Source organism: Staphylococcus sp. GDY8P198P (genome assembly GCF_017891615.1).
Taxonomy (GTDB): domain Bacteria; phylum Bacillota; class Bacilli; order Staphylococcales; family Staphylococcaceae; genus Staphylococcus; species Staphylococcus cohnii.
Genome location: NZ_JAESJQ010000005.1, coordinates 474,675 through 501,278, shown reverse-complemented (window position 1 = coordinate 501,278; position 26,604 = coordinate 474,675). Strand labels below are relative to the sequence as shown.

Annotated in this window: 23 protein-coding genes and 1 pseudogene; 13 read left to right on the top strand and 11 right to left on the bottom strand. The window is 31.3% G+C overall.

Annotation, left to right across the window (positions count from 1 at the left end):
* Window positions 1–8: 8 nt before the first annotated feature.
* From KA824_RS06810 to KA824_RS06790, 5 genes are all read right to left on the bottom strand, one after another.
* The gene (locus KA824_RS06810) at window positions 9–920 is read right to left on the bottom strand and encodes a pseudouridine-5'-phosphate glycosidase (RefSeq protein ID WP_119517769.1); all 912 of its coding nucleotides are present in this window, start codon (window positions 918–920) and stop codon (window positions 9–11) included.
* Entirely contained in the window at window positions 904–2,013 is a 1,110-nt protein-coding gene (locus KA824_RS06805; protein ID WP_181187322.1) for a carbohydrate kinase, read from the bottom strand. Before KA824_RS06805 ends, KA824_RS06810 begins: the two co-directional genes overlap by 17 nt.
* Window positions 2,014–2,551: 538 nt before the next feature.
* Window positions 2,552–3,370, bottom strand: coding sequence for a hypothetical protein (locus tag KA824_RS06800; protein ID WP_154409508.1), 819 nt, complete (start codon window positions 3,368–3,370; stop codon window positions 2,552–2,554).
* Window positions 3,371–3,690: 320 nt separating this feature from the next.
* Window positions 3,691–4,986, bottom strand: a complete 1,296-nt coding sequence (locus KA824_RS06795; protein ID WP_119517771.1) for a TcaA second domain-containing protein — start codon at window positions 4,984–4,986, stop codon at window positions 3,691–3,693.
* 14 nt (window positions 4,987–5,000) lie between these two features.
* Window positions 5,001–5,825, bottom strand: a complete 825-nt coding sequence (locus KA824_RS06790) for a zinc ribbon domain-containing protein (RefSeq protein WP_181187323.1) — start codon at window positions 5,823–5,825, stop codon at window positions 5,001–5,003.
* Window positions 5,826–6,108: 283 nt separating this feature from the next.
* Between KA824_RS06790 and KA824_RS06785 the strand changes: the two genes are divergently transcribed.
* From KA824_RS06785 to KA824_RS06765, 5 genes are all read left to right on the top strand, one after another.
* A complete protein-coding gene (locus KA824_RS06785) occupies window positions 6,109–7,005 on the top strand; it encodes a DUF7916 family protein (protein ID WP_107504513.1) in 897 nt (298 codons plus the stop codon).
* A gap of 373 nt (window positions 7,006–7,378) precedes the next feature.
* On the top strand, window positions 7,379–9,319 hold the full coding sequence (locus KA824_RS06780; protein WP_119517773.1) for a BglG family transcription antiterminator: 1,941 nt from the start codon (window positions 7,379–7,381) through the stop codon (window positions 9,317–9,319).
* A gap of 11 nt (window positions 9,320–9,330) precedes the next feature.
* On the top strand, window positions 9,331–9,771 hold the full coding sequence (locus KA824_RS06775; protein ID WP_119517774.1) for a PTS sugar transporter subunit IIA: 441 nt from the start codon (window positions 9,331–9,333) through the stop codon (window positions 9,769–9,771).
* A 5-nt stretch (window positions 9,772–9,776) separates the two neighbouring features.
* Complete coding sequence (locus KA824_RS06770) at window positions 9,777–10,061, top strand: PTS sugar transporter subunit IIB (RefSeq protein WP_019469010.1); 285 nt, start codon at window positions 9,777–9,779, stop codon at window positions 10,059–10,061.
* Between the two features lie 22 nt (window positions 10,062–10,083).
* The gene (locus KA824_RS06765) at window positions 10,084–11,442 is read left to right on the top strand and encodes a PTS ascorbate transporter subunit IIC (RefSeq protein WP_119517775.1); all 1,359 of its coding nucleotides are present in this window, start codon (window positions 10,084–10,086) and stop codon (window positions 11,440–11,442) included.
* 54 nt (window positions 11,443–11,496) lie between these two features.
* On the opposite strand, the gene KA824_RS06760 is transcribed toward KA824_RS06765, so the two are convergent.
* Entirely contained in the window at window positions 11,497–12,315 is an 819-nt protein-coding gene (locus KA824_RS06760) for an acyl-CoA thioesterase (protein WP_119517776.1), read from the bottom strand.
* A gap of 40 nt (window positions 12,316–12,355) precedes the next feature.
* Complete coding sequence (gene panE / locus KA824_RS06755; protein WP_119517777.1) at window positions 12,356–13,273, bottom strand: 2-dehydropantoate 2-reductase; 918 nt, start codon at window positions 13,271–13,273, stop codon at window positions 12,356–12,358.
* 527 nt (window positions 13,274–13,800) lie between these two features.
* Here panE and KA824_RS06750 point away from each other — a divergent pair.
* Window positions 13,801–14,652 carry an NAD-dependent epimerase/dehydratase family protein gene (locus tag KA824_RS06750; protein ID WP_119517778.1) on the top strand — a complete coding sequence of 284 codons (852 nt, stop codon included), beginning with the start codon at window positions 13,801–13,803 and terminating at the stop codon, window positions 14,650–14,652.
* 464 nt (window positions 14,653–15,116) lie between these two features.
* Here the strand turns inward: KA824_RS06750 and KA824_RS06745 are convergent, their stop codons facing one another.
* Together KA824_RS06745 and KA824_RS06740 are read right to left on the bottom strand one after the other, a co-directional pair.
* Window positions 15,117–17,573, bottom strand: coding sequence for a glycoside hydrolase family 2 TIM barrel-domain containing protein (locus KA824_RS06745; RefSeq protein WP_181187324.1), 2,457 nt, complete (start codon window positions 17,571–17,573; stop codon window positions 15,117–15,119).
* Between the two features lie 44 nt (window positions 17,574–17,617).
* Window positions 17,618–18,547 (bottom strand): alpha/beta hydrolase, encoded by a 930-nt coding sequence (locus KA824_RS06740; RefSeq protein ID WP_181187325.1) that lies wholly within the window; start codon window positions 18,545–18,547, stop codon window positions 17,618–17,620.
* 254 nt (window positions 18,548–18,801) lie between these two features.
* Between KA824_RS06740 and KA824_RS06735 the strand changes: the two genes are divergently transcribed.
* From KA824_RS06735 to msr(A), 4 genes and pseudogenes are all read left to right on the top strand, one after another.
* Complete coding sequence (locus KA824_RS06735) at window positions 18,802–19,359, top strand: TetR/AcrR family transcriptional regulator (RefSeq protein ID WP_181187326.1); 558 nt, start codon at window positions 18,802–18,804, stop codon at window positions 19,357–19,359.
* A gap of 256 nt (window positions 19,360–19,615) precedes the next feature.
* On the top strand, window positions 19,616–20,197 hold the full coding sequence (locus KA824_RS06730) for a TetR/AcrR family transcriptional regulator (RefSeq protein ID WP_107504507.1): 582 nt from the start codon (window positions 19,616–19,618) through the stop codon (window positions 20,195–20,197).
* Window positions 20,198–20,210: 13 nt separating this feature from the next.
* A complete protein-coding gene (locus KA824_RS06725) occupies window positions 20,211–20,762 on the top strand; it encodes a hypothetical protein (protein WP_107383537.1) in 552 nt (183 codons plus the stop codon).
* Between the two features lie 459 nt (window positions 20,763–21,221).
* Window positions 21,222–22,687 (top strand): annotated as a pseudogene (msr(A), locus tag KA824_RS06720) (ABC-F type ribosomal protection protein Msr(A)).
* A gap of 543 nt (window positions 22,688–23,230) precedes the next feature.
* Here the strand turns inward: msr(A) and KA824_RS12950 are convergent.
* Window positions 23,231–23,356, bottom strand: coding sequence for a hypothetical protein (locus KA824_RS12950; protein ID WP_258230511.1), 126 nt, complete (start codon window positions 23,354–23,356; stop codon window positions 23,231–23,233).
* On the bottom strand, window positions 23,353–24,048 hold the full coding sequence (locus KA824_RS06715) for an aspartate/glutamate racemase family protein (RefSeq protein WP_119517791.1): 696 nt from the start codon (window positions 24,046–24,048) through the stop codon (window positions 23,353–23,355). Before KA824_RS06715 ends, KA824_RS12950 begins: the two co-directional genes overlap by 4 nt.
* Window positions 24,049–24,274: 226 nt before the next feature.
* Here KA824_RS06715 and folE point away from each other — a divergent pair, with 226 nt between their 5' ends.
* From folE to KA824_RS06700, 3 genes are all read left to right on the top strand, one after another.
* Window positions 24,275–24,907, top strand: a complete 633-nt coding sequence (gene folE / locus KA824_RS06710; RefSeq protein ID WP_107383540.1) for a GTP cyclohydrolase I FolE — start codon at window positions 24,275–24,277, stop codon at window positions 24,905–24,907.
* A gap of 20 nt (window positions 24,908–24,927) precedes the next feature.
* Complete coding sequence (locus tag KA824_RS06705; protein ID WP_119517792.1) at window positions 24,928–25,698, top strand: SDR family oxidoreductase; 771 nt, start codon at window positions 24,928–24,930, stop codon at window positions 25,696–25,698.
* Window positions 25,699–26,079: 381 nt separating this feature from the next.
* Window positions 26,080–26,592: a GAF domain-containing protein gene (locus tag KA824_RS06700; RefSeq protein WP_181187327.1), complete on the top strand. Its 513-nt coding sequence runs from the start codon at window positions 26,080–26,082 to the stop codon at window positions 26,590–26,592.
* The last annotated feature ends 12 nt before the right edge of the window (window positions 26,593–26,604 follow it).

The following is a 26,604-nucleotide window of genomic DNA, read 5'->3' as shown; positions in this document are numbered from 1 at the left end:
AGTATCACCTACAATTTATTGAAAGCAACTGCAATTTTAGCTCCAAGTACCGCATTGTTTTCAACTAGTTTGATATTTGTATTTAAACTCTTGCCTTCAGACTTTTCGACAATTTTACTGAGTAAAAATGGCGTAGAATCTTTACCACTAATACCTTGCGTTTCTGCTTCTTTAACTGCTTCTTCAATAATGCCGTCAATATATGATTTTGGTAGTTCATTTTCTTTCTGAACTGGATTAGCGATGACAATACCGCCTTCAATATTTAAATCATTTTTAATTTTACAAATATGTGCGATGTTGTCTGGGTTTTCAGAAGAACTGTTTAATTTAATACCACTTTGTCTTGTGAAGAACGCTGGTAATTCATCTGTTTGGTAACCAATTACTGGTACACCTTTTGTTTCAAGATATTCCATTGTTTTTGGTAAATCTAGAATAGATTTAGCACCTGCACATATTACTGTTACATTTGTTTTACCTAATTCTTCTAAGTCTGCTGAGATATCCATAGTGTTTTCAACGCCCCTATGTACACCACCAATACCACCAGTTACAAAGAATTGAATTTCTGCTAATTCTGCACTCATCATTGTTGATGCAACAGTAGTTGCGCCAATCTGTTTAGTAGCGAGTACTTCTGCAAAATCACGACGTGAAACTTTTGCGACATTATCACTTTTAGCAAGTAATTCTAGTTCATCATTTTCCAGTCCAATTTTAATCTTTCCATCAATTAATGCAATTGTTGCTGGAATAGCGCCATATTCACGTATGATATTTTCAACAGTCGTAGCCATTTCTACATTTTGCGGGTATGGCATACCATGTGAAATAATTGTTGATTCTAAGGCTACGATGGGCTTCTTGTCTGCTTTAGCTTGTGCTACTTCTGTGGAAAATTCAATATATTGCTTCATTTTTATAGTCCTCCAAATCTCTAAATAATTGTTTTTTATCTAAGTTTTGCCTCACTGTATATTCTGTTTCAATTGTTTTACGAGAATTAATCATGCCTGCTGTCAGTATGCTTTCGGTATCTAGGTCATTTAACCAACTGAAAATGACTGCACTAGAGAAAGCGTCACCAGCACCTGTTACGTCAACGACATGCTCAGAAGGTATGACAGGTTTAATTACTTCTTCGTCATTATTTCTAAAAATAAGTTCTTTTACACCGTTTGTAATAACGACATTTGAAACACCCAACTGATTCCATTTCTGTGCAGCTTTACGCAAATCATCAGTGTCTTGTATGTTCGTATTTAAATAAGTTTCTGTTTCATCTCTATTGATAATGAGCCAATCGATAGCATGTAACGAATCAGGCATGTTTTTCATTTTTGGGGATGAAACTGGAATCACTATTAATTTAATACTATGTTTTTCTGAATAGACACATAAAAAATCCATTGCACTTTTTGAAATATTGAGGTCTGCGATGATACATTTTGCTTTTATTAATAAGTGTGTACGCTTAATTAAAAATTCTGGAGTGATATAATCATAGACCTCCATATCTGCTAAGCCATATTCCATATTACCGTCGCTATTGATTAATGCAGTATAGGAACCAGTGTTTGCATTTTCAATTTGTTGAACGTGGTCTAAATTCATGAATGGGGTTGATAATTTGTGAATCATATCCCACTCACTATCATTGCCACTCACAGATAAAAATGCGACTGTTTCTCCCATACGGCCTAGATTCTCAGCAATGTTGCGCGCAACACCACCTATAGATCTCGTTGAGGTAACAGGATTAGACGTTTCTAATTGTAAGTCGCTATGAACATAAAATTTTCTGTCTAAGTTCGCAGCGCCAATGCACACAATTGGATAATCTTCATTTAAAACATATGCTTTTCCTAAAACATATTCTTTACGAATAAGTCCGGATATAATATTTGCAACTGCTGGCCTAGATAATCCAATGGACTGTGCTAATTCTTGTTGTGAAATGAATGGATTTTCCTGAATACGATTTAAAACTGCTTGTTCATTTTTATTCATATGGCAACCTCCTTTATGCAAAATTAAACTTAAGTTTACAAATTAAACATTTGTTTAAGTTGATAAGATAATAGCATGAATATTCTGAATTGTATGCGCTTACATATAATAGTTCGTAAAATTGTAATATCTATATAACTGCGAAATATCAATTTGAATATGCTACATATTGCTGGAAATCAGGAGTTTTATGGCTTTTTATAATTCGTGTAATTTATTAAATTAGTTTGAATGAAAATTTTTTTCAATTAATAATCGAACTTCAATAATTTTATGTTTGAATTGTGGAAAGTATATTTTCAAACGTTAATAAAGTTAAATAGAAATGAGGGTGTTTATAAAAAGATATATATTTAATAGTTTTATAACTAATAAAAAGCTAGGGAAACGAGAGATTAAGGTAACAGATAGACATGTCAGACAGTAGGTGAACATAAATAAAAAACTGTCGACAAGGTGAGACCTTAGTCGACAGTTTTTATTTTGAGAATATCATCTATATTTTATAATTTTTGAAAACATATATTAATTTTACATGCTAACTTTCAGCGTTATCATTATTTGCTTCTTCATCTTTATTAAACAAAGAAGAAAATTTAGATTTTATATCATCTAGCTTACTATTTACTTTTTCCAATTCTTCTTGCATTTTATCAGTATTACCATTATCTTTTTCGGTTTTTGCCTGTTTTAAATCATCTATCGTAGTTTGATATTTATCAGCTAAATGATTTGTTTTATTAGAATCAGCTTCTTGTTTTAAACTATCAATCTTATCTTGTAATGCTTGTAATTTAGAATCTGTTGCTTCATTAGAGTTTGAAATATCTGTTTTTAATGATTGTATATCATCTTTAACTTGATTGTTCTGACGTTCGAAATTGACATTATCGCCTTGAGTATCATTCGATTGATTTTGATTGGCGGTGGATTGTTCACTTGATTCATTTGCAGTTTGTTGATCATCATTGCCACCATTCATAAAAGTACTAACTGCAAAGATGACAATGATAACTAATAAAACCACCATACCTAAACCTAGCCAAAATTGTTTGCGTTTTGATTTTTTATTTTCTTCTAATAACTGCAACTCACGTTCGCGATCTCGCTGATTGTAGCTTGTTTCTGACTTGTAATCATTGTAATTATTGTCATTATAAGATTCGCTATTTTTTTCAGTACGACGATAGGGATTGTATAAGATCGTTCCGAAGGTATCTTGTTGTTGCTGGTCATTCACAGTATGAATATTTAAATCCGTATTAACGTTCCCATATTTGTCTAACGCAATAATTTTTCCATCATCTTCAATTTTTAAAATTTTAGGATAATCATTGAAAGAGTTATTATTAGCCATTTTTTCACCTTCAAATATATTTAGATATTAATTGCTTACTTTTAAATTACCCAACTCTAGTAGTATAAACATTGCTTGTTTTAATAGTCTTTCATATATATTACTTAATTTTTTAAAATATAACATCATCATTTAGACTGAGGTGATGCATTTGGTGATATTTTGTTTTACTTTAACAAAGATATAAATTAAGGAGTGGGACAGAAATCTTTTTAATAAAATTAGATTTCAATCCCACTCCTTTAAATAGTGTGTTTAAGTAATTATGCAATGTAATGGCCACGTTTCAAGTAACAAGTTGGATTACTATTTGTGGTTTGTTAATATCCTGAATCGACTTCTTCACCGTCTTCGTCATATTCAGTAACGTAACCATCCTCATCAATTTTATAAGAACCTGCTAACTCTCCGTCTTTATCTGTGAAGGAGAATCCCCAACCGTCTCCAGTTTTTTCGGGTTCTTTATAAGTATAATTATCTGTATCCAAAGTACTCCCTTCATAAGATTCAACTTTATCAATAACATTATCACGTGTTACTTTTTCATCAGAATTGGAAGTACTATCATCGTCGTCATCAGAATCTGCTTCTTTTTCAATCATTTTATCTTCATAATCGCTTATTGCATCATCGTCAAATGTTAAAGCTACGTCAATTTCATCTTCATCATCATTTGGACTTGAAACATTTTCTACACTAGATTTGAATTGTTTACCCTCAACTTCAGTGGTAGCATAAACTTCGACTTTTTCATCAGGTGCATAAGGGCCGTAAGTGACAGATTCATATTCATCAAAATCTGATTGTTCATTACCATTTATATAAAGTTTAAGTGAATCGGAATCTGCAAAAGATGAATCAATACTAACTGTAAAACGTTTTTGTTTGAATTGCAGATCTGCACTATTACTTTCTGACATATCGATATGAATGACACCATCGAATTTTTTGTTATCAACCTTTTGCGTTGCTTTTAAGTCATATATGCCGATTGGAAAATCATCAAGTGTTTTCGTCTTACCTTGTTTTAATTTAACTTGTGTTGTTTTGTCATTAAGTTTGTAAGATAGTGTCGTGTCTTCTTCTGAAGTAATAGAAACAGGTTCCTCATTAACATTAAAAATGTAATTTTTAAATATGCCCCATTTTTTTCCATCTTCGGTAATATTGATTAGAGAAGTATCGCCAACAGTGACAGTTTGTTCGTTTAATTTGTCTTCTTTGATATTTTTTGCACTACTTTGTAGTTCATCAGCAACACGATCTACGCTATCGGTTTCGTCAATATATTTATAAATAGCCTTAGCTTCATCTTTAGAAATAGCTTCACCATTTGATTTTAAATGGCTAGCTAGACGATCTGTATCTTTGTTTTTTAAATCTTTAGCAATGGTTTCTGCTTGTTTTGTAGGTGATAGTTGCGCGTCTATTATTTTATAAGCCACAAACAAAGCGATAATAATGACTAATATCACTGCAATAATAATAAATAGAGGCCATTTTGATTTATGGTTAGGTGATTGATTAGTTGCTCTTTGTTGAATAGGCGTCCCACATTGGGTACAAACGCGTTGACCAGGTTTAATTTCAGCACCACAATTACTACAATACTTCATTTGAAACATCCTCCTTAATAACCTGTATTAAAAAATGAACTTAAATCACTTAATGTATTAGAAACAGTACTTTCCACTATAATACGTAAAATGATTCCCAAAATGATGATATAGATGAATATAGAATAAATGACTGGCATACGTATAAGTTGGTTGTGACTATATTTCGTAATTAAATATATTGGTGCAATTAAAGTGAATAATATAGCAATAATGATAAGGAATATTGCAAAACTTGGAACATGAATTGCTAAAAATAGTAAACCAAGTAAAAGTGTAATGACAGATAGGGTGTTAACTAAAACGAAATCTGAAAATACTTTATGTAACGTCGAATTAATATTTAATATTTTGATTAGTGCATAAGTGATTCCAAATAGTACTGCAATTGCAATTAATAAGAAAAGTGAAATGTTAAACACAACACTTGTTTTACTTGACATGAAATATGCTACTTCTGCAGGTATCAGTATTGTTAGTAATATGATGGATAAAAGTAATCCCGCTACAATTATACTGAAAAGTGTTTTGTAAGAAAAAAAGTGGGGACTCACAAGTTCTTTATCCGGATGTCTAAAAGCAGTTGAAAAGAACGTTTTAGCTTCATTGAAAATGTCTGAAGAATGCTTTGAAAACTGCTCGGTTTTAGGATTAGACTGTGTTGAATATTGTGTTGATGTTTGTGTTGCATTAGATTGCGTTGAATCTAGTTCAGATGTGTAGTTCGGTTTGTTTTTAGTTTCGTTCGTTGTATTCGTTTGATGAGATAATTTTGTACCACACTCTCCACAAAATAAATCTGATGCTTCAATAGGATTTCCACATTTTGGACACTGCATAAAGCTTCCCCCTTGTAATATGTATATTAAAATATAATATCACATTTATATTTACTACTCACTACTGTTTTGAAAATTAACTAAATTAAAATTCAAAAGATTGTAAATGTATATAGAAGTAGTTTTTTATTTAAAAAAGAATAATAATAAGTAGAGGGTGTGTATAATGAAATGTAGAGTAATCCTGTGTAGTTATTACGAAGGAAAAGAACATCATTATTATATAATGTAGTTATAATAAATAAAATGGCAACTAAAGTATATATTAAGGAGTGGAATCCAAATGGTTAAGCGATTATTAAGTAACAATGCTTCAGAACTACTAGCAATGACAGGTGAAGAATTGAAACAGAGTATTAAAGCTAGTGCTGGACGGGTGGTTTTATCTGAAAATATAGTAACAGAAACGCCTGTCGTGCCAGATATTACCAATGCTGAAATAGCGCGTGCGTTTGGTGCCGATTTGATTTTACTAAATGGCTTTGATGCGTTTCATCCAAAAGTGAAAAATATAGAAGAACATGAACAGGTTATAGAAACATTAAAACAATTCGTTGGTAGACCCATTGGCGTGAACTTAGAACCTGTTGATGACGGAACAAATATGTATGATCAACACTTAGAAATTGCAGAAGGACGTCAAGCAAGTCCTGAAACGGTTCAAGTACTTGAAGCATTAGGGGTGAACTTTATATGTATGACAGGAAACCCTGCAACTGGCGTATCTAATAAGAAAATAGTTGAAGCAATACAAAATACAAGAAATCATTTTTCTGGTTTGATTATCGCTGGAAAAATGCATAGTTCAGGTGTAGATGAACCTGTGATTACAAGAGAATATGTAAGGGAATTTCTTGAAGCGGGTGCTGATATTATACTAGTACCTGCAGTGGGTACAGTGCCAGGTTTCGATGAAGCGCAACTTAAAGACATTGTCAAAGAAGTTCATCGTGAAGGGGGACTTGTCATGTCAGCAATTGGTACGAGTCAAGAAAGCGCTGATCCAAGTACTATTAGAGATTTTGCCATTCGAAATAAAATATGTGGTGTGGATATTCAACATATTGGTGATGGTAGTTTCTGTGGTTTAGCACCTGTGGAAAATATATTTGAATTAAGTAAAGCATTGCGTGGAGAAAGACACACGTTGTCAATGATTGCGCGTTCTATTAATCGCTAATAAAATTACAATATATAAATTCTAGTTTTCAAATATTAATTGGTTTATTTTAGATTGTTAAATATACCCAAAAGTATTTTATTTGTGGTTAGAACGGTTAAACAGTAATAACTCATTTGAAGTAACTACTTATAAGTTATTGGACATCAAAAAATGAAGATATAGAGGAGAGAATGCAACACATTAACGTTGGATTCTCTTTTTTTATATTTAATCGATATTTTTTATATAAAATGTTTATTCAATAAATTATAATTTGAAAAAGTGATCGTTTATATTAGATGTGCAACTTTTCGGATTATGAGACGAAAGAGATTACACATCTAAAAGTACGAGTAAGCGGTTACAATAAATATGTAAGGAGGTTGCTCATGTGTTAAGCAAGAGACAGCATCATATATTAACATTCTTACTTGAACGTGAAACGTTCATAACCATTCATCATTTAGCTATCCAATTCAATGTTTCAGAAAGGACGATACAGTACGATTTAGAATATATAGAAAGTATGGCACAACGCTTGGATTTAACTATTTCTAGAAATAAAAATGCAGGTATAATGATTAAATCTAAAATGCCCTTGAATGATATTGTTCCAAAATATATGGCGACTTCAATACATTATTCTAAAGAAGAAAGAATACGTTATATCATATTAAAGTTGTTTGAATCTAATACGCCAACATCTTCTAAAACGTTGGCCGATATGGTATCCGTTACACGTAGAACAATCGTTGAAGATCTAAAAAATGTACAAACTTGGTTATCTTCTTATGATTTAAAGTTAGAATATATTAAAAATAAAGGATTTATCATACAAGGTGAGGAAACAAATTACCGCAAAGCATATGCGACACGTGTCCATGAATATTTTCAAAATCATACACATCAAATAGGGCACAAGCTATTTTCGAACAAAGCTTTAGAAACGATTCGATTGACGGTAGTGTCGGTATTATTTGAAGCGGATTATCAGTTAGTACAAAGTGCGATTGATGGATTAATTTATCATATTTTAATTGCAATACATCGAACTAAAGAAAAATTTGTTTTTGAAATACCTGAAATGGAATATAACAAATTGGCAGAAACGGACCATTTTCGTGTGGCATTACTCATAAAAGCATCTTTGGAAGAAAAGCTAGATATACAATTCCCTAAAAGTGAAGCAGGTTTTATTACCTTACATTTGTTAGGTGCTAAAACTTCAGAGATGAATCAAAAGCACGAAACAATCGATGACTTAGAAATTCTAACCGAACAATTGATAGAACGTATGAGTGGTGACTTAGGTATAGATTTAATTAACGATACTAAATTATTAAATGGTTTAATTGTTCATCTGAGACCAGCTATTCACCGATTAAAATTTGATATGACACATAACAATCCTCTAGCAGAAGAAATCTTACAACAATATCATCACATCGTAGAAAGATTACGCAATCATATTTGGGGCGTTGAAGAGAATTATCATATTTGCTTTAACAAAGATGAGCTTGCATACATTACGTTACACTTTGCTTCAGCGATTGAACGTATTTCTGCAATTACTACAAATGCTATAAAAGTAGTGCTACTTTGCGGTTCTGGTATTGGTACTTCACAATTATTGAGAAGTAGAATGCGCCATATTTATCCTGAACTTGAAATTGTAGATGCTTATTCAATCTACGAAATTGACGAAACATTATTAAAACATGAAGGCGTTGACTATATCATATCAACAGTACCATTTGAACATGCGTCGATACCTATACTTAATGTTTCGCCATTTTTAGATAAAAATGATCGACAACAAATTAACACAATCATCAATAATTCAAGAGAACAATATGTGCATGATATCAAAGGTTTAGGGCCTACTTTGAAAGAAGTCTTACCAGAAAATAGAATTTTAACACAACAACCTTCACTTTATAGAAATGATGCCATTAAGCAAAGTATTGAAACTTTGGTTGATGCTCAAATTGTTGATTGTATTTATGCCGATGAAATTATTGAACAATTAGATGCATTTGGACCTTATATGGTTATAAGTCCACATATTGCTTTAATTCATGCGCAACCAACGCACGTTAAAGGGACAGTAGGTTTTAGTATTACACACTATCAAAAAGGTATTTATTTTGGGCATGAACAATATGATCCTGTTTATATCATTGTTACATTAGCAACCGCTCAACCACAAATTCATTTAAATGCCCTGAGACAACTTAGTGAGCTGATTATGGATGACAAAACTAGAAAGATATTACTTTCAGGAAATATTGAAGCAATTATGCACTGTATAAATGAAGTGAGTCAACGATAAGGAGGGAAAAAATGACTTTAGAAATTTTATCATCAGATAAAGTGCAAGTACTTGAACAAGTTGAAAGTTGGCGTGAGGCAATTAATATAGCTGCAAGTCCTTTACAAGAACAAGGTTATTTTCAACAAGCGTATATTGATGACATGATTCATAGTGTAGAAAAATTAGGACCATATATAGTTATTGCTCCAGAAATAGCAATTGCACATGCTCGACCGAATAATAATGTGAAAAAGATAGGTTTGAGTTTGTTAAAGCTAAATCAACATATTAACTTTTCAGAAGAGGGGCACTATGCTTCATTGGTTTTTGTATTAAGTGCTATTGACAATGAAGGACACTTAGAAGTATTGAGAAATTTAGCTAGGACATTAGGCAATCAACAGACAGTGAATAATTTATTGAATGCACAAACATCAAGTGAAATTATAAATATATTTAAAGGAGAATGATGACAATGAAAATTTTAGTAGTATGTGGGCACGGATTAGGAAGCAGTTTTATGGTTGAAATGAATGCACAAGAAGCACTGAAAAATTTAAATGCACCATCAGATATAAAAGTTGAACATAGTGATGTTATGAGTGCGAGTCCTGATATGGCAGACTTATTTATTTGTGGGAGAGATTTAGAAGAAAACACAAAAAAATTAGGTGATGTCATTGTATTAGATAATATATTAGATAAAGAAGAATTACAGCAAAAACTAGATGAAAAATTAAAAGATTTAAATATACTTTAATCATTAATAAGGAGGTAAGATTATGAAGCCAATTCTTGATTTTATCGTCGATATTTTAAGTCAACCTGCGATATTAGTTGCTTTAATTGCATTTATTGGATTAATTGTCCAGAAAAAGTCGGCAACTGATATCACATCAGGTACGATAAAGACGATTCTAGGATTTTTAGTTTTAAGTGCGGGTGCTAATGTAGTAACACAATCATTAGAACCATTTGGCAAGATTTTCCAACATGCATTTGGTGTGCAGGGTGTTGTGCCTAATAATGAAGCGATTATATCAATCGCTTTGGAACAATATGGTACGACTGCAGCATTAATCATGGTGTTTGGGATGATTGTGAATATCATTATTGCGCGCATTACTAACTTGAAATATATTTTCTTAACTGGTCATCATACATTTTATATGGCCGCATTTTTAGCAATATTATTGTCAGTTGGTCATGTGACAGGTACATTAACGGTGATTATTGGAGCGGTTATTTTAGGTTTAATTATGGCAATACTACCTGCACTAGCACAGCCTACAATGAAAAAAATAACTGGAAATGACCAAGTTGCTTTGGGTCATTTTGGTACATTGAGTTATTGGGCTGCTGGAGAAATAGGTAAATTATTTAAAAGTAAATCAAAATCGACTGAAGATATCAATTTTCCTAAGGGGTTAAGCTTTTTAAGAGAAAGTACGATTAGTATTTCTTTAACAATGACATTGCTTTACTTTGTAGCATCATTGTTTGCTACACCTACTTTCGTGCACTCAGAAATCAGCGATGGACAAAACTTCATTGTGTTTTCACTTATTCAAGGTGTTACGTTTGCAGCTGGTGTGTTCATTATCTTAACGGGTGTTCGCTTAATTCTTGCAGAAATCGTACCTGCATTTAAAGGTATATCTGAAAAGTTAGTTCCAAATACGAAACCTGCGTTAGACTGTCCGATAGTCTTCCCTTATGCACAAAACGCTGTGTTAATTGGCTTCTTTGTCAGCTTTATTGTAGGTGTGATTGGGATGTTCATCTTATTCTTATTTGGTGGTGTCGTGATACTTCCAGGTGTGGTGGCACACTTCTTCTTAGGTGCTACAGCAGGCGTCTTTGGTAACGCACGCGGAGGTATTAGAGGTGCGATTGCTGGATCTGCATTAAATGGATTATTAATCACGTTCTTACCATTATTATTCTTGCCATTCTTAGGTGAATTAGGCGGTGCTGCTACTACGTTCTCAGACACAGATTTCTTAGTAGTGGGTGTCGTGCTTGGTAATGTAGCGAAATATATGGGCATCATTGGCATTGTTGGTTTAATTGTTGTTGTCGGTGTGGTGTCAATTTTACTACAAAAACGTGCGAATCAAAAAGCGATGAAAGAACAGTAATCATAAAAAAACCTAGGCTATGCAAAATCATAGACCTAGGTTTTTTGTATTGTCTTATTCTTTATAATAAACAAGTTGAGTTGTCGTAGCTAATAATTCTCCATCAGAACTCCAAATTTCGCCAGTTTGGTCATAGAAACCATCATTAAAATTAAGTGCGCGCGTATGTCCTAATACGTGATTCTTGCTGTGCTGTGCTAATGTTGCCGTGTCTGAATGAAAGTACACAGTAAGAGAAACGGTACCTATTGGGACAACTTTTTCACGACGGACATATATTCTTGGGAAAAAAGCATCACACATTGAGGCAAGAGATAAATAATCTAACGGTCTATTTGGTTTGTCTTTCATCCATTGTAATGTAACTGAATCTGCATGATTTGATTTAGTGTAAGCTCTAGGTGCACCTTTTATTATTTTAATATCATATTGATTTACCCAGGGTGGAACTTCTGTTAATGATAAACTGTCCACATTCTCTGCGTTTGGTACTTCTGGCATGTTTAATTCGGTTGAAGACCATGTATCTCTTTTCTTTGCGGTAACTGCAGTCGCTGTAATGACTATATTATGATGTTGGCGCAGTTCGACATACCAATGTTGTGTAGAGCGATTGCTTCTTACTGGATTTGCATTTATGGTAAATGATCCATCTTTGACAGGTGCTGCGTAATTAACAGTAAATGAAACTGGGTTACCAAGACAATCGGAATGTTCTATAATTGCTCGTAATAATATTGATGCAATCACACCACCAAAAGGGCCAACCATATTGGCATAATCAGAAGAAGTATGTCCATGATAAACGCCAGTTTCTTGTGACTTTAAGTTTGTTGCGATATCAAAAGGGTGTGCGTACGTATTTAATGTCATTTGTATGCCTCCATATAATTTTTAGCTTACATTTAAGATTTTATTGAAGCATTTCTTTATAAACTTTATGATTTTGATATGAAGCATAAAGCAGTGGTGCATCTAATTGATGTTCTTCGGCTAAATTCAGCAAATAACCTTGTAAGTGATCGGCTTCAATATTTAATCCTTTTTCCATATCACGCTGCATAGATGTTTTGAAATGGTAAGATAGCTTAGAGAGTCCTTTCATATATTTATCAACAATTATTTTATCAATCGGGACTTGGTGACTTCTCATAATGGACGAGACTTCTTCATATAGTGATTTGATAAAATCAGTGCCACCTTCACTGTCACGTATTGGTCCGATTGGTGCATGCATCATTGTAGTTACACTTGATAATACTGTAATCATTAGATATTTTTGCCACATACCACGCTCAATATCTGAAGTTAAAATAAATTCAGATTTTGTATTAGCGAAAGTATCCTCTATTAATTTAGCTCTTTCACTATTTGTGCCATCTAATTCTCCAAAGAAAAGTTTATCGAAATCACTTGTTTGTATGACTTCACCAGTGGCATTTAATGAAGTTTCAATGATGCAATAACCACCCATAATTTTATTTTTACCAAAAACAGCTTGTAATTTTGGAATATGTGCAACGCCGTTTAACAGCGGAATAATCACTGTATGATCCCCAACAAATGGTTTTAAGTCATCGATTGCTTGCTCAAGATGATATGATTTTGAAGATAGTAAAATCACATCAAATGGTTCAGCATGATCTTCTCTAGTAATCAATTGTGGGGTGAAACTATAATCACCATTGTGGCTATGGATGACTAAGCCATTCCTTTCCAAATAAGATTTTCTTTTCGGCCTTACTAAAAAAGTAACATTTTTATGGTTCTCTGCTAAACGACCACCAAAGTAGCCACCAATTCCACCTGCTCCTAAGACTAAAATACGCATCTTAAACACTCCTTAATCTATGTAATGATTCATATTGTTATTTATATACCACTAAAAGTTCAAAGTTACGCATCGGAAATGAATGGAAAAATTAAGGGCAGGTTAATCGTATAATGTAATATACAATAAATTTATAATACCTAAGAACATCCATTCATATTTGAAAAGAGGGGTAACAATCTATATCAAATTGTAAGAACATTAAATTTTTGATGATCATGTAATGGATTGTCTGGAAAATTGCAAAAATAAGAGGAATTTATCTTAGTCCATTGTTTATTGTTACGCACTCTGTGGGTATATTTAATAAATGAATCATTGAGTGAAAGTGATGATTGTTATATACCAAATTTTTGAAATATAGAACAATGCACATATCATCAATTTGATATTTATAATGAACATGACTTTTAGATGTTTCATAATCTTTTCAAGGTCACGTGTATCGTCATCTTTGAAAGATATAAATCATTCAGTCAAGTAACATAAAAATAACTATAAAATGTGATTAACAAAGGTGGATTATGATGACAAAAGTATTTGTAACTGGTGCTACAGGTCTTATCGGTACAAAATTAACCAAACGTTTATTAGAAGAAGGCTATGAAGTAGCTGGATTAACAACGTCTAAAAAAGGTGAAGAAAAACTAGTTCATGCAGGTATTAAAGCATATATTGGTAATGTTTTAGAATATGAAACGATAGAAAGTAGTATTGGTGATTTCAAACCAGACATTATTATGAATGAAATTACTGATTTAAAACAAGTTGATATGTCAGCCAACACAAAAGTTAGAATAGAAGGTACAAAAAATCTTGTTGATGCAGCAATTCTGCATGGTGTTGAACATATCCAATCACAAAGCATTGCCTTCGCATATGAAAGTGGTCATGGGTTAGCAACTGAGGATACACCTTTAGATTACGAGTCTAAAGGTGATCGTAAAATCACAGTAGACGGTGTTGATGGACTAGAAAAAGAAACCGCTCGAATAAAAAATTACGTCATTTTACGTTATGGATTATTATATGGTCCAGGTACTTGGTATGGCAAAGATGGCATGATTTATAAGCAATTTATGAATAATGAAGTTTCAATCACAGAAGGGATTCAATCATTTATTCATATAGATGATGCGATTGAAACCGCGATACAGGCCTTAAACTTTGATTCGGGTATTTATAATGTAGCAGATGATGATCCTGTAAAAGGTAATGTTTGGGCTGACTGGTATGCTAACTTATTAAACGTAACACCTAATATTAATATAGAACCTGCAGCACCTTTTGAACGCGGTGTAAGCAATGAAAAGTTTAAAATGCAAGGTGGGAAATTAATATATAAAACATGGAAAGATGGAATGAATCCAATAACCTAGATTTAGATATTTTTAGAAAATGGCATAAACTAAACATTGGTATGAGATACTATTAATGTATATTTTTATTGTAAAAAGCCTTAACACTGATATGGTTAAGGCTTTTTCTATTTCTTAATTAATTACACAACATTGAATAAAACAAAGGATTAAGGTGTCAATTAGGGGGGAGCTAAAAGGTTTCATTAAAATCAAAATAATAATGTTATTTATTATCTATAAATCTGATTAATAAAACGAAAACGCCTATAATAAAAACTAGGAAAACATGTTTTGAAAAAGAAATAATTATTTCTAGCTTATATTCATTTGGAACTATAGCTTGGAAATTACTTATAACTTTTTTTATTTATAGAGATTTTTAGCGTTAATAAAGTATATTTAGAAAATAATAACGAATATTAAGGAAAGTTAATGGTTTTCATGTATTTAAATGACATCATAAAAATAAAATATTGTTTTTATTACTTAACTGGAATAGATATCGTTTTTTTCGCACAATCTTTGGCTGATACGGAAATTTTGATTTCACCTTCCTTATTTTTTGAACGAATAACTGCCAGCGCTTTGCCTTCAAATGTAGTGGTTTCGTAATCAAAAAAGTTTTCAGTACTTGTAGGATTAGCACTACCAAATCCTTGAAGTACGCCCTCTCCTTCAACATCTATAGTGACTCTTCTATCTTTTAAAGGATGGCATATTCCATTTTCATCAGTAATTGATATCATGATATATGCTAAGTCTTGAGCAGTTGGTTGTAACGTTTCACAATCAATATCTAAATTTAACATTAGGTTATCATCTGCCGATTGTAAGGTAGTGCGGCCGGTTTCTTTCCCACTTGTATATGCAATAGCTGTAATTTCACCTGGATGAAAGTGAGTGTCAAATATAGCAGTATAGTTATTTGATTCGCCAACTTGTTTTTTGCCAAGACATTGATTATTTATAAATACTTCTACTTCATCAGCATCAGAATAAATTTCAATTTTTATTGGTTGTGCTTCATAACCTGGCCAGGACCAACTTGATATGCTATCGCTCCATGACCAAGGTGTTGTATTTGCTTTTTTGCCATAATAATTAGGTTTTTGAACAGCGATGTATGGATTATTTCTTAACCCCCATACAATCTCTCTATAAAAAGATTGTGGACGACGATTTCCAATGATATCTATATCCCCACAATATGCAATGTACCATGGATATGAACCATACATATTAGAGTTGCTATTTGAAGTGTAATCTATTTTACCAATACCAGCTTCTCCAATGTAATCCCAACCAGTCCAAGTAAAATCGCCTAAAAGATAATTATGTTTTTTGACCGATTTCCAATTTGTGGCAATATCTTTAGGCATTGTTTCGGAACCAACAATTAAACGATTGGGATAGAGATCTCCATCCAACTCGTATCTACCATTCATATAATTATACCCAGCAATGTCTACACTATCGAAAGTTGCTTCAGTTGCTTGACCTACTTTTTCATGAGCAACAATTTGATTCATCATACCCATAAGACTTCCCATCACATTATTAATGTCTGCTTTATCACTAAACATAATTTCTTGCTCATTGTTGGTACTTTTTATAATTTCTTCTAAGTCATCCATAACTGTGAGCAAACCGTTAACCGAATTTATAATAAACCTACTGTCATCCAAGGAACGTGTTTTATTAGCTATTTTTTGATTCCAATAGGCGCCTATATCCGTACCGACCTCTTGGATTTCGTTTCCGATGCTATATATAATTACGGAAGGATGATTATAATCTTTATCAACCATTGATTTGATTTCAGATTCCCACCATTCATGGAAATATAATGCGTAATCATAGTCAACTTTTGCATTGTTCCATACTTCAAATGCTTCGTCTATGACAAGCATGCCGATTCGATCACAAGCATCTAACATTGCTTTAGATATAGGATTGTGTGTACTTCTTATCGCATTAAATCTTGCATTTTTTAAAATTTTGATACGGCGTTGTTCTGCTTTATCAAATGTCGCTGCACCTAGTACACCATTATCATGGTGAATACAAGCACCACGTAAATTAATCATTTTGCCATTCAATCTTAAACCGGACTTTCTGTCTAATTGAATTTTTCGAATGCCAAATTGTGAAGTTGCTTCATCGATTAATTCGTCTTCGACAAGTATTTCTCCTTTACAATGGTATAAATTTGGGGAATCTATTGACCAAAGTTTGGGTTCAGGTATATATAAGCGCTGTCTAATTGAGATGCTATCACCAGCAAAAATTGAAAAAGCTACTTTATTTGAAGTCACAATACCTCCTTTTTTGTCCTTGATTTTCGTAAGAAAGTCTCCATACTGTGTAACCAAACTTTCATTTTTGATTACTGTGTTTACTTCAATAACTGCTTGATCATCTTCAATGTCAATTGTATTGATTTTCATTCCGTCTAATTGGATATGCAAAGGGTTGCCAACTATTATTTTTACATTTCTATAAATACCGCTACCTGTATACCATCTTCCATTAGGTTCAGCACTTGTATCTACAATAACTTGAACTTCATTTTCAGTGTTAAAATTTAAATATGGTTTAATATCAATATAAAAATTGGTATACCCATATGGATGTTTACCAGCATAATCACCATTTACGTAAACTTTTGCATTCATATAAGCGCCTTCAAATTCTAATGAAACAACCTTATCTCGATATGAACTTGGAACGAAAAATGATTTACTATATTCATATTTCCCTCCTGGAAAGTAGCCTGTGTTATTTTGGTTTTTAGTATTTGGGTCTCTTTCCTCTAAAATCATTGCATCATGAGGTAATGTCACCTCACTTATAGTACGTTCATTATCATTTGTCATTTCATTAAGTAAGCTTTGTACTTTACTAAAGTACCATGTATTATTAAAATTTTGTCGTAACATTGTATCCTTCTTCCTGAATTTTGAATTTGTAAATAAAAAACTTTTTAATGAATGAGTGACGCAATATCTTCTACTGCTAAATCCATTTCATCAATAGGCATAATAAAGAAACCATGTATTAATCCGAGCATTCTTCGCATAGTCACAGTATTACCATTCTCAATGAGCAATTGTCCGTATGCTTCTCCTTCATCACGTAGCGGATCGTATTCAGCTGTATAAATCATTGTATCTGATATATCATTTAGATATTTTGCTTGAATCGGTGATACATATGGGTTCAATATTTCAGAAGTATTATTTAAATATAGTTGGTAACATTGTTGCATTGTAGACTTTGTAAGTAATGGTCCGTCTTGAAATTGAAGCATACTTTCATAATTGTTATTTTCATCGTTCGTTAACACACGTGCATCAACTGCTGGATAAAATAAAATTTGCTTCCAGAATTGAATACCATACTCATTTTTTAATTTTAAATTCAGTGCCGTAGCTAAGTTTGCACCTGCGCTTTCACCCATAATCACCAATTTATTTTTATCAATATCTAAATTTTCAGCGTTTTCTTGTAACCATTGCGTTACAGCTAAACAATCCTCTAATCCTTTCGGGAATTTGCTGTTTGGTGCTAATCTATAATCAATAGAAAAAACCTTACATCCCACTTTATTAGCAATTTTTCTTAATGATATTTCGGCCATATCTAATGTGCCACTACACCAACCACCACCGTGAATGAACAAAATGGCTTTTTTTGATTTTATATTTTCGGGTTCGTAAATTCTTATCGGAATTTTTACATCTTCTGTATTAACAATACGATCTTCTACATATGCAATGTGAGGTGCTTGTTGTTTTAAGTAATTCATAATTAGTTTAATATCATCATCTGATATAGCGTCACTAGTAAGATTTAAATTTGTTTCTATTTGTAGTTTTTCAACGAATTTAGTAATGCTGTTACTTATTTTCATAATTTTTATCATCCTTATTTTTTAAATGTTATTGAACTTTATGTTGTAAAATGAAAATTTTGCTTGATATACTTATTCTCATAATTTCACTTATTTTAAAAATCCATTTATTAAATTTTCACTCCTTTGCTGTTTAACATATGATTAAACTTAAATAACTTGTGTTGATAATTGAGAGTATAAGGAACGAAAACTTATAAATTCAACTAACGAACGATGTAAATAGCTATAAAGCAACATTAAGGAGGGATTTGTTGCAACATAATCGCGCTAATTTAGAAAAAAATGGTACAAAAGAATGGATATTTCAAGCTTTACTCATTTTACTGAGAGAAAAAAATTTAGAAGTTATAACTATTACTGAGATTTGTGAAAAAGCAGGCGTTAATCGATCCAGTTTTTATAGAAATTTTGTTAGTAAGGAGGATGTCATTGCAAAACAATTAGATTATGATTTTAAAAAAAAAGTAAAGTTGCTCAATGATAATCATAGTGCAACTTACATTTATAGCTATATATTTATAAATTGTAAATACGTTATTGAACTGGCGAATTATAATTTAGACTACATTATGTTCGAATTTTTAAATCAATTACAACAACGTATTTTAAAAACAAAATACATCACTGATGAAAAAGATAAATTAATATCTGTATATCACATTGCAGGCGTATTAAATATCTTATTACATTGGTTGAATTCTAAAAAAGCTATATCTACAAAAGAATTAACGCAAATCATTAAAGATCAAACCGGAGAAGTTTCGAAGCATGATCTTATAAAAGTGCTTTCTTTGATCGTTGATAAATAGCACTTATAACTTAAACAAAGGCTTATATAAAATCTAAACGTGTTCTCACTCTAATATTGAAAATCTTCACATTTTGATGATTGTTACAAGTAATCATCAAAAAACAATATGATATCAGTTTTTTTAACTTGTAAAAGACGGCAATTTCTATTAGAATTGCCGTCTTTTTATAAGCTTTTTTAGACTATTATTTATCTGTTTTGATGGTGTTGATTTTATTTAACACACTTGTATTAAAATATGTTAGACTGAGAACATGCCAAAAATAATAAATCACGAAAAGAAGAAAGTACAAATTATTCAATACGCTTTCGACTCAATTGTAGAAAATGGGGTTAAGGGATCTACTGTAAGACAAATTGCGAAATTAGCTGAAATGACACCTGGACAGATTAGATATTATTTTCCAAATCATTCAGAGTTATTAAATGCTGTAATGTCTACAGTGGAATTAAAAGTGAGGAGGAGAATTGAAATAATATTTACGTCCGAAAACCTTAATACAATAGACAAAGCAAAAGCAAGTTTATTATCGGTATTACCATTAGATCAAGAGAGATTAGCTGATATGGAAGTATGGATGGCATTTCGATATGACATACATGAATATGGCCAAAGTACACTTGATGATGGGATAGATCAATTATGTAATAGTGTTCTGACATTATTAAAAAACGAACATTTGTTGAAGGATAATTTGAATATTCATCTTAACTCTATGAAATTACACGCATTAATTGACGGTTTGGCGTTGCATAAATTACTTAACCCAAACGGAATTTCAAACGATGATATTCAAACAATTGTAGATGAAGAAATAGTTAGATTAACGCAATGAAGGAGGACAGCCCATGAATTTTATCGTGTGGCTTATAATTTTTTGTGAAATTGCCTTTTGGGTTGTAATATTACTTGGTTTGGTAACAAGATATATCTTAAAACAACAAAAACTAGGTTTTTTCTTCCTAGCACTTACACCTGTTATAGATTTAATATTGCTTATAACAACAGTAGTAGATCTCATGAATGGTGCAACAGCTGAAATGCCGCATGCTATAGCTGCAGTTTATATTTCAGTATCTCTTGTATTTGGGAAGAGTATGATAAATTGGGCTGATGATAGATTTAGATATTATGTAATGAAACAAGGTCCCAAACCTTATAAACTCGATGGTTTAGCATATTCTAAAAAATATTTTAAAAGTTGGTTGAAACATTTACTTTCTTATATTATAGGTACAGGAATTTTACATTTACTTGTTTATTTAATTAATGATAAAAGTCGTACAGAAGCCATGGATGGTGTTATTCATATTTGGACAATTGTCATTATTATAGACTTAATTATTAGTATTTCATATTTTGTGTGGCCGCCTAGAAAAGAAAAAAATCATAATGAATAAGAAAAGAGAAAACGGCATCACAGCAATGTCCTTATAATATATAATATTTATCACCTTAATAGCATGCCAGTTTCTGTAATCGACTGGACAGTATGTTTAATCGTATTGATGATTGTTCATGAGCCTTATTCTTAGTTAGATATTGTAAAAAGAGTAATGAAATGTTATCTTGATAGTACTTTATTAAGCGAGGAGGATTAAAATGACTGCTTCTATGAGACTGAGATAACCCTTTTTGAATACAAAATTAAATTAATTCAAAAAGGCTTGTCCGCAATACACACTCATAGGGTGACGTATGTCATTTTTTATCCTTTGATAGGAATAATAAGCACTTTTAAATACTAAAACTTCAGTAATAAACTTTAGATATTTGAAAGTGTGATGTGAATGAGACGGGAGTAGCCTGTCTCATTTTTTTGCGTACACGTCCTTTAAATATACAAGGAGTGTATAAAAATGGAAAAATACACAATTAAATTTAACCAAATTAAACATAAGCTGACAGATTTTCGATCCCTTAATATTGAAAATCTTTATGCTTATCAATTTGAAAAAATAGCACTTATTGGAGGTAATGGTACTGGCAAAACCACATTACTAAATATGATTGCTCAAAAAACAAAACCAGAATCTGGAACGGTTGAAACGGATGGCGAAATTCAATATTTTGAACAGCTTAACATGGATGTGGAAAATGATTTTAACACATTAGACGGTAGTTTAATGAGTGAACTCCATATCCCTATGCATACAACCGACAGTATGAGTGGTGGTGAAAAAGCAAAATATAAATTGGCTAATGTCATATCAAATTATAGTCCGATATTACTTTTAGATGAACCTACAAATCACTTGGATAAAATTGGTAAAGATTATCTGAATAATATTTTAAAATATTATTATGGTACTTTAATTATAGTAAGTCATGATAGAGCACTTATAGACCAATTTGCTGACACAATTTGGGATATACAAGAAGATGGCACAATAAGAGTGTTTAAAGGTAATTACACACAGTATCAAAATCAATATGAACAAGAACAGTTAGAACACCAACGTCAATATGAACAGTATATAAGTGAAAAACAAAGATTGTCCCAAGCCAGTAAAGCTAAACGAAATCAAGCGCAACAAATGGGACAAGCATCATCAAAACAAAAAAATAAAAGTATAGCACCAGATCGTTTAAGTGCATCAAAACAAAAAGGCACGGTTGAGAAGGCTACTCAAAAACAAGCTAAGCATATTGAAAAAAGAATGGAACATTTGGAAGAAGTTGAAAAACCACAAAGTTATCATGAATTCAATTTTCCACAAAAAAAATTTATGATATCTATAATAATTATCCAATCATTGCACAAAATCTAACATTGATTAAAGGAAGTCAAAAACTGCTAACACAAGTACGTTTCCAAATACCATATGGCAAAAATATAGCACTCGTAGGTGCAAATGGTGTAGGTAAGACAACTTTGCTTGAAGCTATTTACCACCAAAAAGAGGGGATCGATTGTTCTCCTAAAGTGCAAATGGCATACTATCGTCAACTTGCTTATGAAGACATGCGTGACGTTTCATTGTTGCAATATTTAATGGATGAAACGGATTCATCAGAATCATTCAGTAGAGCTATTTTAAATAACTTGGGTTTAAATGAAGCACTTGAGCGTTCTTGTATTGTTTTGAGTGGTGGGGAAAGAACAAAATTATCGTTAGCAGTATTATTTTCAACGAAAGCGAATATGTTAATTTTAGATGAACCAACTAATTTTTTAGACATTAAAACTTTAGAAGCATTAGAAGTGTTTATGAATAAATACCCAGGAATTATCTTATTTACCTCACATGATACAAGATTTGTTGAACATGTGGCAGATAAAAAATGGGAGCTAACAGAACAATTTATTTATGATATAACTTAAAAACTAAAGCCAAGAAAAATGATATAGATTTAATTTTTGGAATTTATAAAATTATTTGAGCATCACCTAGAAGTAATGTTTGAGTAATAAATTAAGTTGAACAGGAAGTTGATTTTGTCTTAACAGCAATGAATATAAAATCAGTAACTCAACTAACTAAAAAATGCATAACAGTAAAGTAAACATTATTATCACAATAGAAATTATGGTTCTATACAAATTCATAAAGTTATCATGTGACATGTTAAAAGCGACTTCTTATTATTCAGAAGTCGCTTAATAATTTTAAAGTCTAATATTATGCTAATTGTAAAGATTTAATGCTATTTCTTAATTATTGAGATTTCAACTTATTATTGATAATAAGACTGAAATATTAACGCTAAGAATCATTAGGAATAATACTTTTAAGAATTCTGGAGAAATTAGCCATTTTTCGTTTTAATTTATCAAATTGATGCGATGAATATACTTTGTTATTAATCATATTTAATCATGTTTTATTGACATCACAAGTATTTGAAAAAGTGTTTAATTAAATAATTATTTGACAGTATCAATACATTCAAAACAATACAAATGATTATTTTTATGCACGCCATTTAAAAAACCATTTAAACAAAAAACATCTTTATGGCAATTTTCACATTGACCAATTAATTCTCTCATTTAAAAACCTCCTCAACCATTTTATTTACATGAATATCCATTGTTTCTAAAATTGGAATATTAAAATCATTTTTATCAAAAAGCATTTGTAATTCTGTACATCCTAAAATTAAACCATCAATATTGTCTTCTTTTGTCATTCGACTGATGATTTTTAGAAAGTCTTCTTTAGTTTCTTGATTTACAATACCATTTTCCAATTCATCAACAATTTTTTGGTGTATTAGTTGTTGTTCATTCTCATTAGGTACGACAACATGCTTATTATTTTTGGTGAATTGTTTTTTGAAAAAATCATGTTCCATTGTAAATTTAGTTCCTAAAAGACCTAATGATTGTAAGTTTTCTTCATCTGCGCATTCATATGTTGCATCTACGATACTGATCATTGGTACATTTACCATTTTTTCAATTTCATTAAATACTATATGTGGCGTGTTTGCAGCTATAATTATAAAATCTGCACCAATATCTTCTAATTTTTTTGCTGCATTTCCTACATAGTTTGCTAATTCTTCAAATTGATTGTTATTAATATATTCAAAAATATTATACATATTAATGCTATTAATAAATAACTCAGGAAGTGTTTTTTTACTGTTTTTTCTGTCTTGGTACTTATGAATGAAAGATTGGTAATAGTCCACTGTTGATTCAGGTCCGAGGCCCCCAATAATGCCTACATTTTTCACCTTAATTCCTCCAATAACCGTCAAAAAATAAATTTAAACGATGTTATATATTAATCAGTTATTAAATTATTACCCGAATAATTTAATTTCAATGTTAATCAATTATTTGAAAATCTATATTTTATTAAGCAGAACGTTTGTTTTTGCTATTATTTAGATAAATAATAAAGGCAAGCTTAAGCAAGCAATTTGTGATCATAAATAATAATTAAAAAGTGGTGTAGATATGGAAGATATAGATTTGGAAGAAAAAGTAAATGATCTTATCTCAAGTAATTTTGTCAATAATGTTGAAGAGAAAAAAAGACAGATGAATCTTGCAATGGAAAGTGTGAGAAACATCATAGAATTATGTGGAGATGATCCTGATAGAGATGGTCTCATCGATACCCCTTATCGTTTTATTAAAGCTTTTTTAGAATATACAGAAGGGTATAATGAAGATCCTAAAACGCATTTAGCAAAAACGTTTGATGTTAAACAAGACGACATGGTTTTGGTCAAGGATATAGAATTCTATTCAATGTGTGAACATCACTTTGCTCCATTTTATGGTGTTGTTCATGTTGGTTATATACCTAATGAAAAGGTAACTGGATTATCAAAAATTGCTAGAGTAGTCGAAGGATATGCGAGAAGATTTCAAGTACAAGAAAGATTAACAACTCAAATTGCACAAGCAATCAATGAGGTGTTAGAACCTAGAGGTGTCATGGTAGTGATTGAAGCTAAACATATGTGTATGTGTAGCCGAGGTATCAAGAAAGAACAATCTTCTACAATCACTTCAGCTGTACATGGGTTATTTCATAAAAATTATAATACAAGAAATGAATTTTTAACTTTAATCAATAAATAATTAGAATAAGGTGTGTAATTATGTGTAGAAGAGTAGCCTTAATTACTGGTAGTGCAAAAGGTTTGGGTAAGAAAACAGCACTTGATTTAGCTGCTAATGAAATTGATATAGTTATTAATTATCGAAAAAGTAAGGAAGAAGCACAAAAATTAGTTGATGAAATCAAGCATAAATTTGGTGTGAATGTTATAGCAATCCAAGCAGACGTATCAAAAATAAATGATGTAAAAAATATGATTCAAACAATTATGTCTACTATGGGGCGCTTAGACATTTTAATTCATAATGCAGGACCATTTATTAAGGGGAAGAAAACCATTGTCGATACTACTTATGAAGAATGGAATGCTATGGTTGACGGTAATTTAAAAAGTTTTTTCATTTTAGTTAAAGAAGTTATTCCTATTATGAGGAAGAATAAATGGGGGAGAGTTATAACATTTGGTTTTGATCAAAGCCAAAATATACCAGGTTGGATATATCGAGGCGCATATGCCGCTGCAAAAACAGGTGTCATATCATTAACACAAACTTTATCAAAAGAAGAAGCGCGTTTTGGAATAACATTTAATACAGTTTGTCCAGGTGATATTTTAGGTGATGATAAGGAAAAAAATATAGCTGAGTATAAAAGAAATGAATTATCTCATTTTGAGATTCAAAGAAAAGAATATGGTGAAGATATTTCTCGTGTCATTAATTTTCTTTGTGAAGAAAAATCAAGTTATATAACTGGTGCAACAATCTCTGTGACAGGTAATCATGATGTTATCAACAAATATAATTTATAAAGAAGTACTTTAATATGGATGATAATGTTGTAATTGTAGGTGGGTCTATAGTAAGTATATTTGCAGTAAAGAAATTAAGTAAAAAGGGTATCAAGGTGGCATTAAAATTGTTCAAAGTGAGGAACGATTGCCATATGATAATCCCCCTTTGACGAAAGTGTGGATGCAAGATAATGAAAATACTTCTATACCTTTATTAGAAAAAGAGAATTTTTTGCTGATAATCATATAGAAATTGTCTTAAATACCAACATTTTCAATCACATATTATGATCAATTAGATAAACCACAGGCTGTGTTTTTCACTAATGATTATAAGAATAAAAAAGAAGTACAAGATTATCTTATAAAAAATAAAGAATAAAATTAGGAGTAGTCATAATGACTAATAATTCCACAAACTATGGCAGTTTAGCTAAGCAATTAGTAGCTTTAATAGAAGATGAAGTAGAACCTATTACCATTTTTTCTAATATCTCATCTTTACTTTATTCAAATTTACCAAATGTAAATTGGCTAGGCTTTTATTTTATAAAAAATGAAGAATTATTATTAGGTCCTTTTCAAGGACAACCAGCTTGTTCACATTTAAAATTGGAATCTGGTGTATGCGGAGATGCTGTAACACAGCGTAATTTAATAAATGTAGAAGACGTTTACGAATATCCAAATCATATATTTTGTGATTCAAACAGTAAATCAGAAATTGTATTACCTATATTTGTAGATAATATGATAATTGGCGTGTTAGATATAGATACACCAACGATTCATCGTTTTAATAAAAATGATGAAGCAAATTTACAAAATATAGTAGAGCTTATAGAGCAAAAATTAACAGAAATAGATTTAAGTATCATGACAGACGTATCTATCAATTACATTAAAAAATAAGGAGTGTATAAG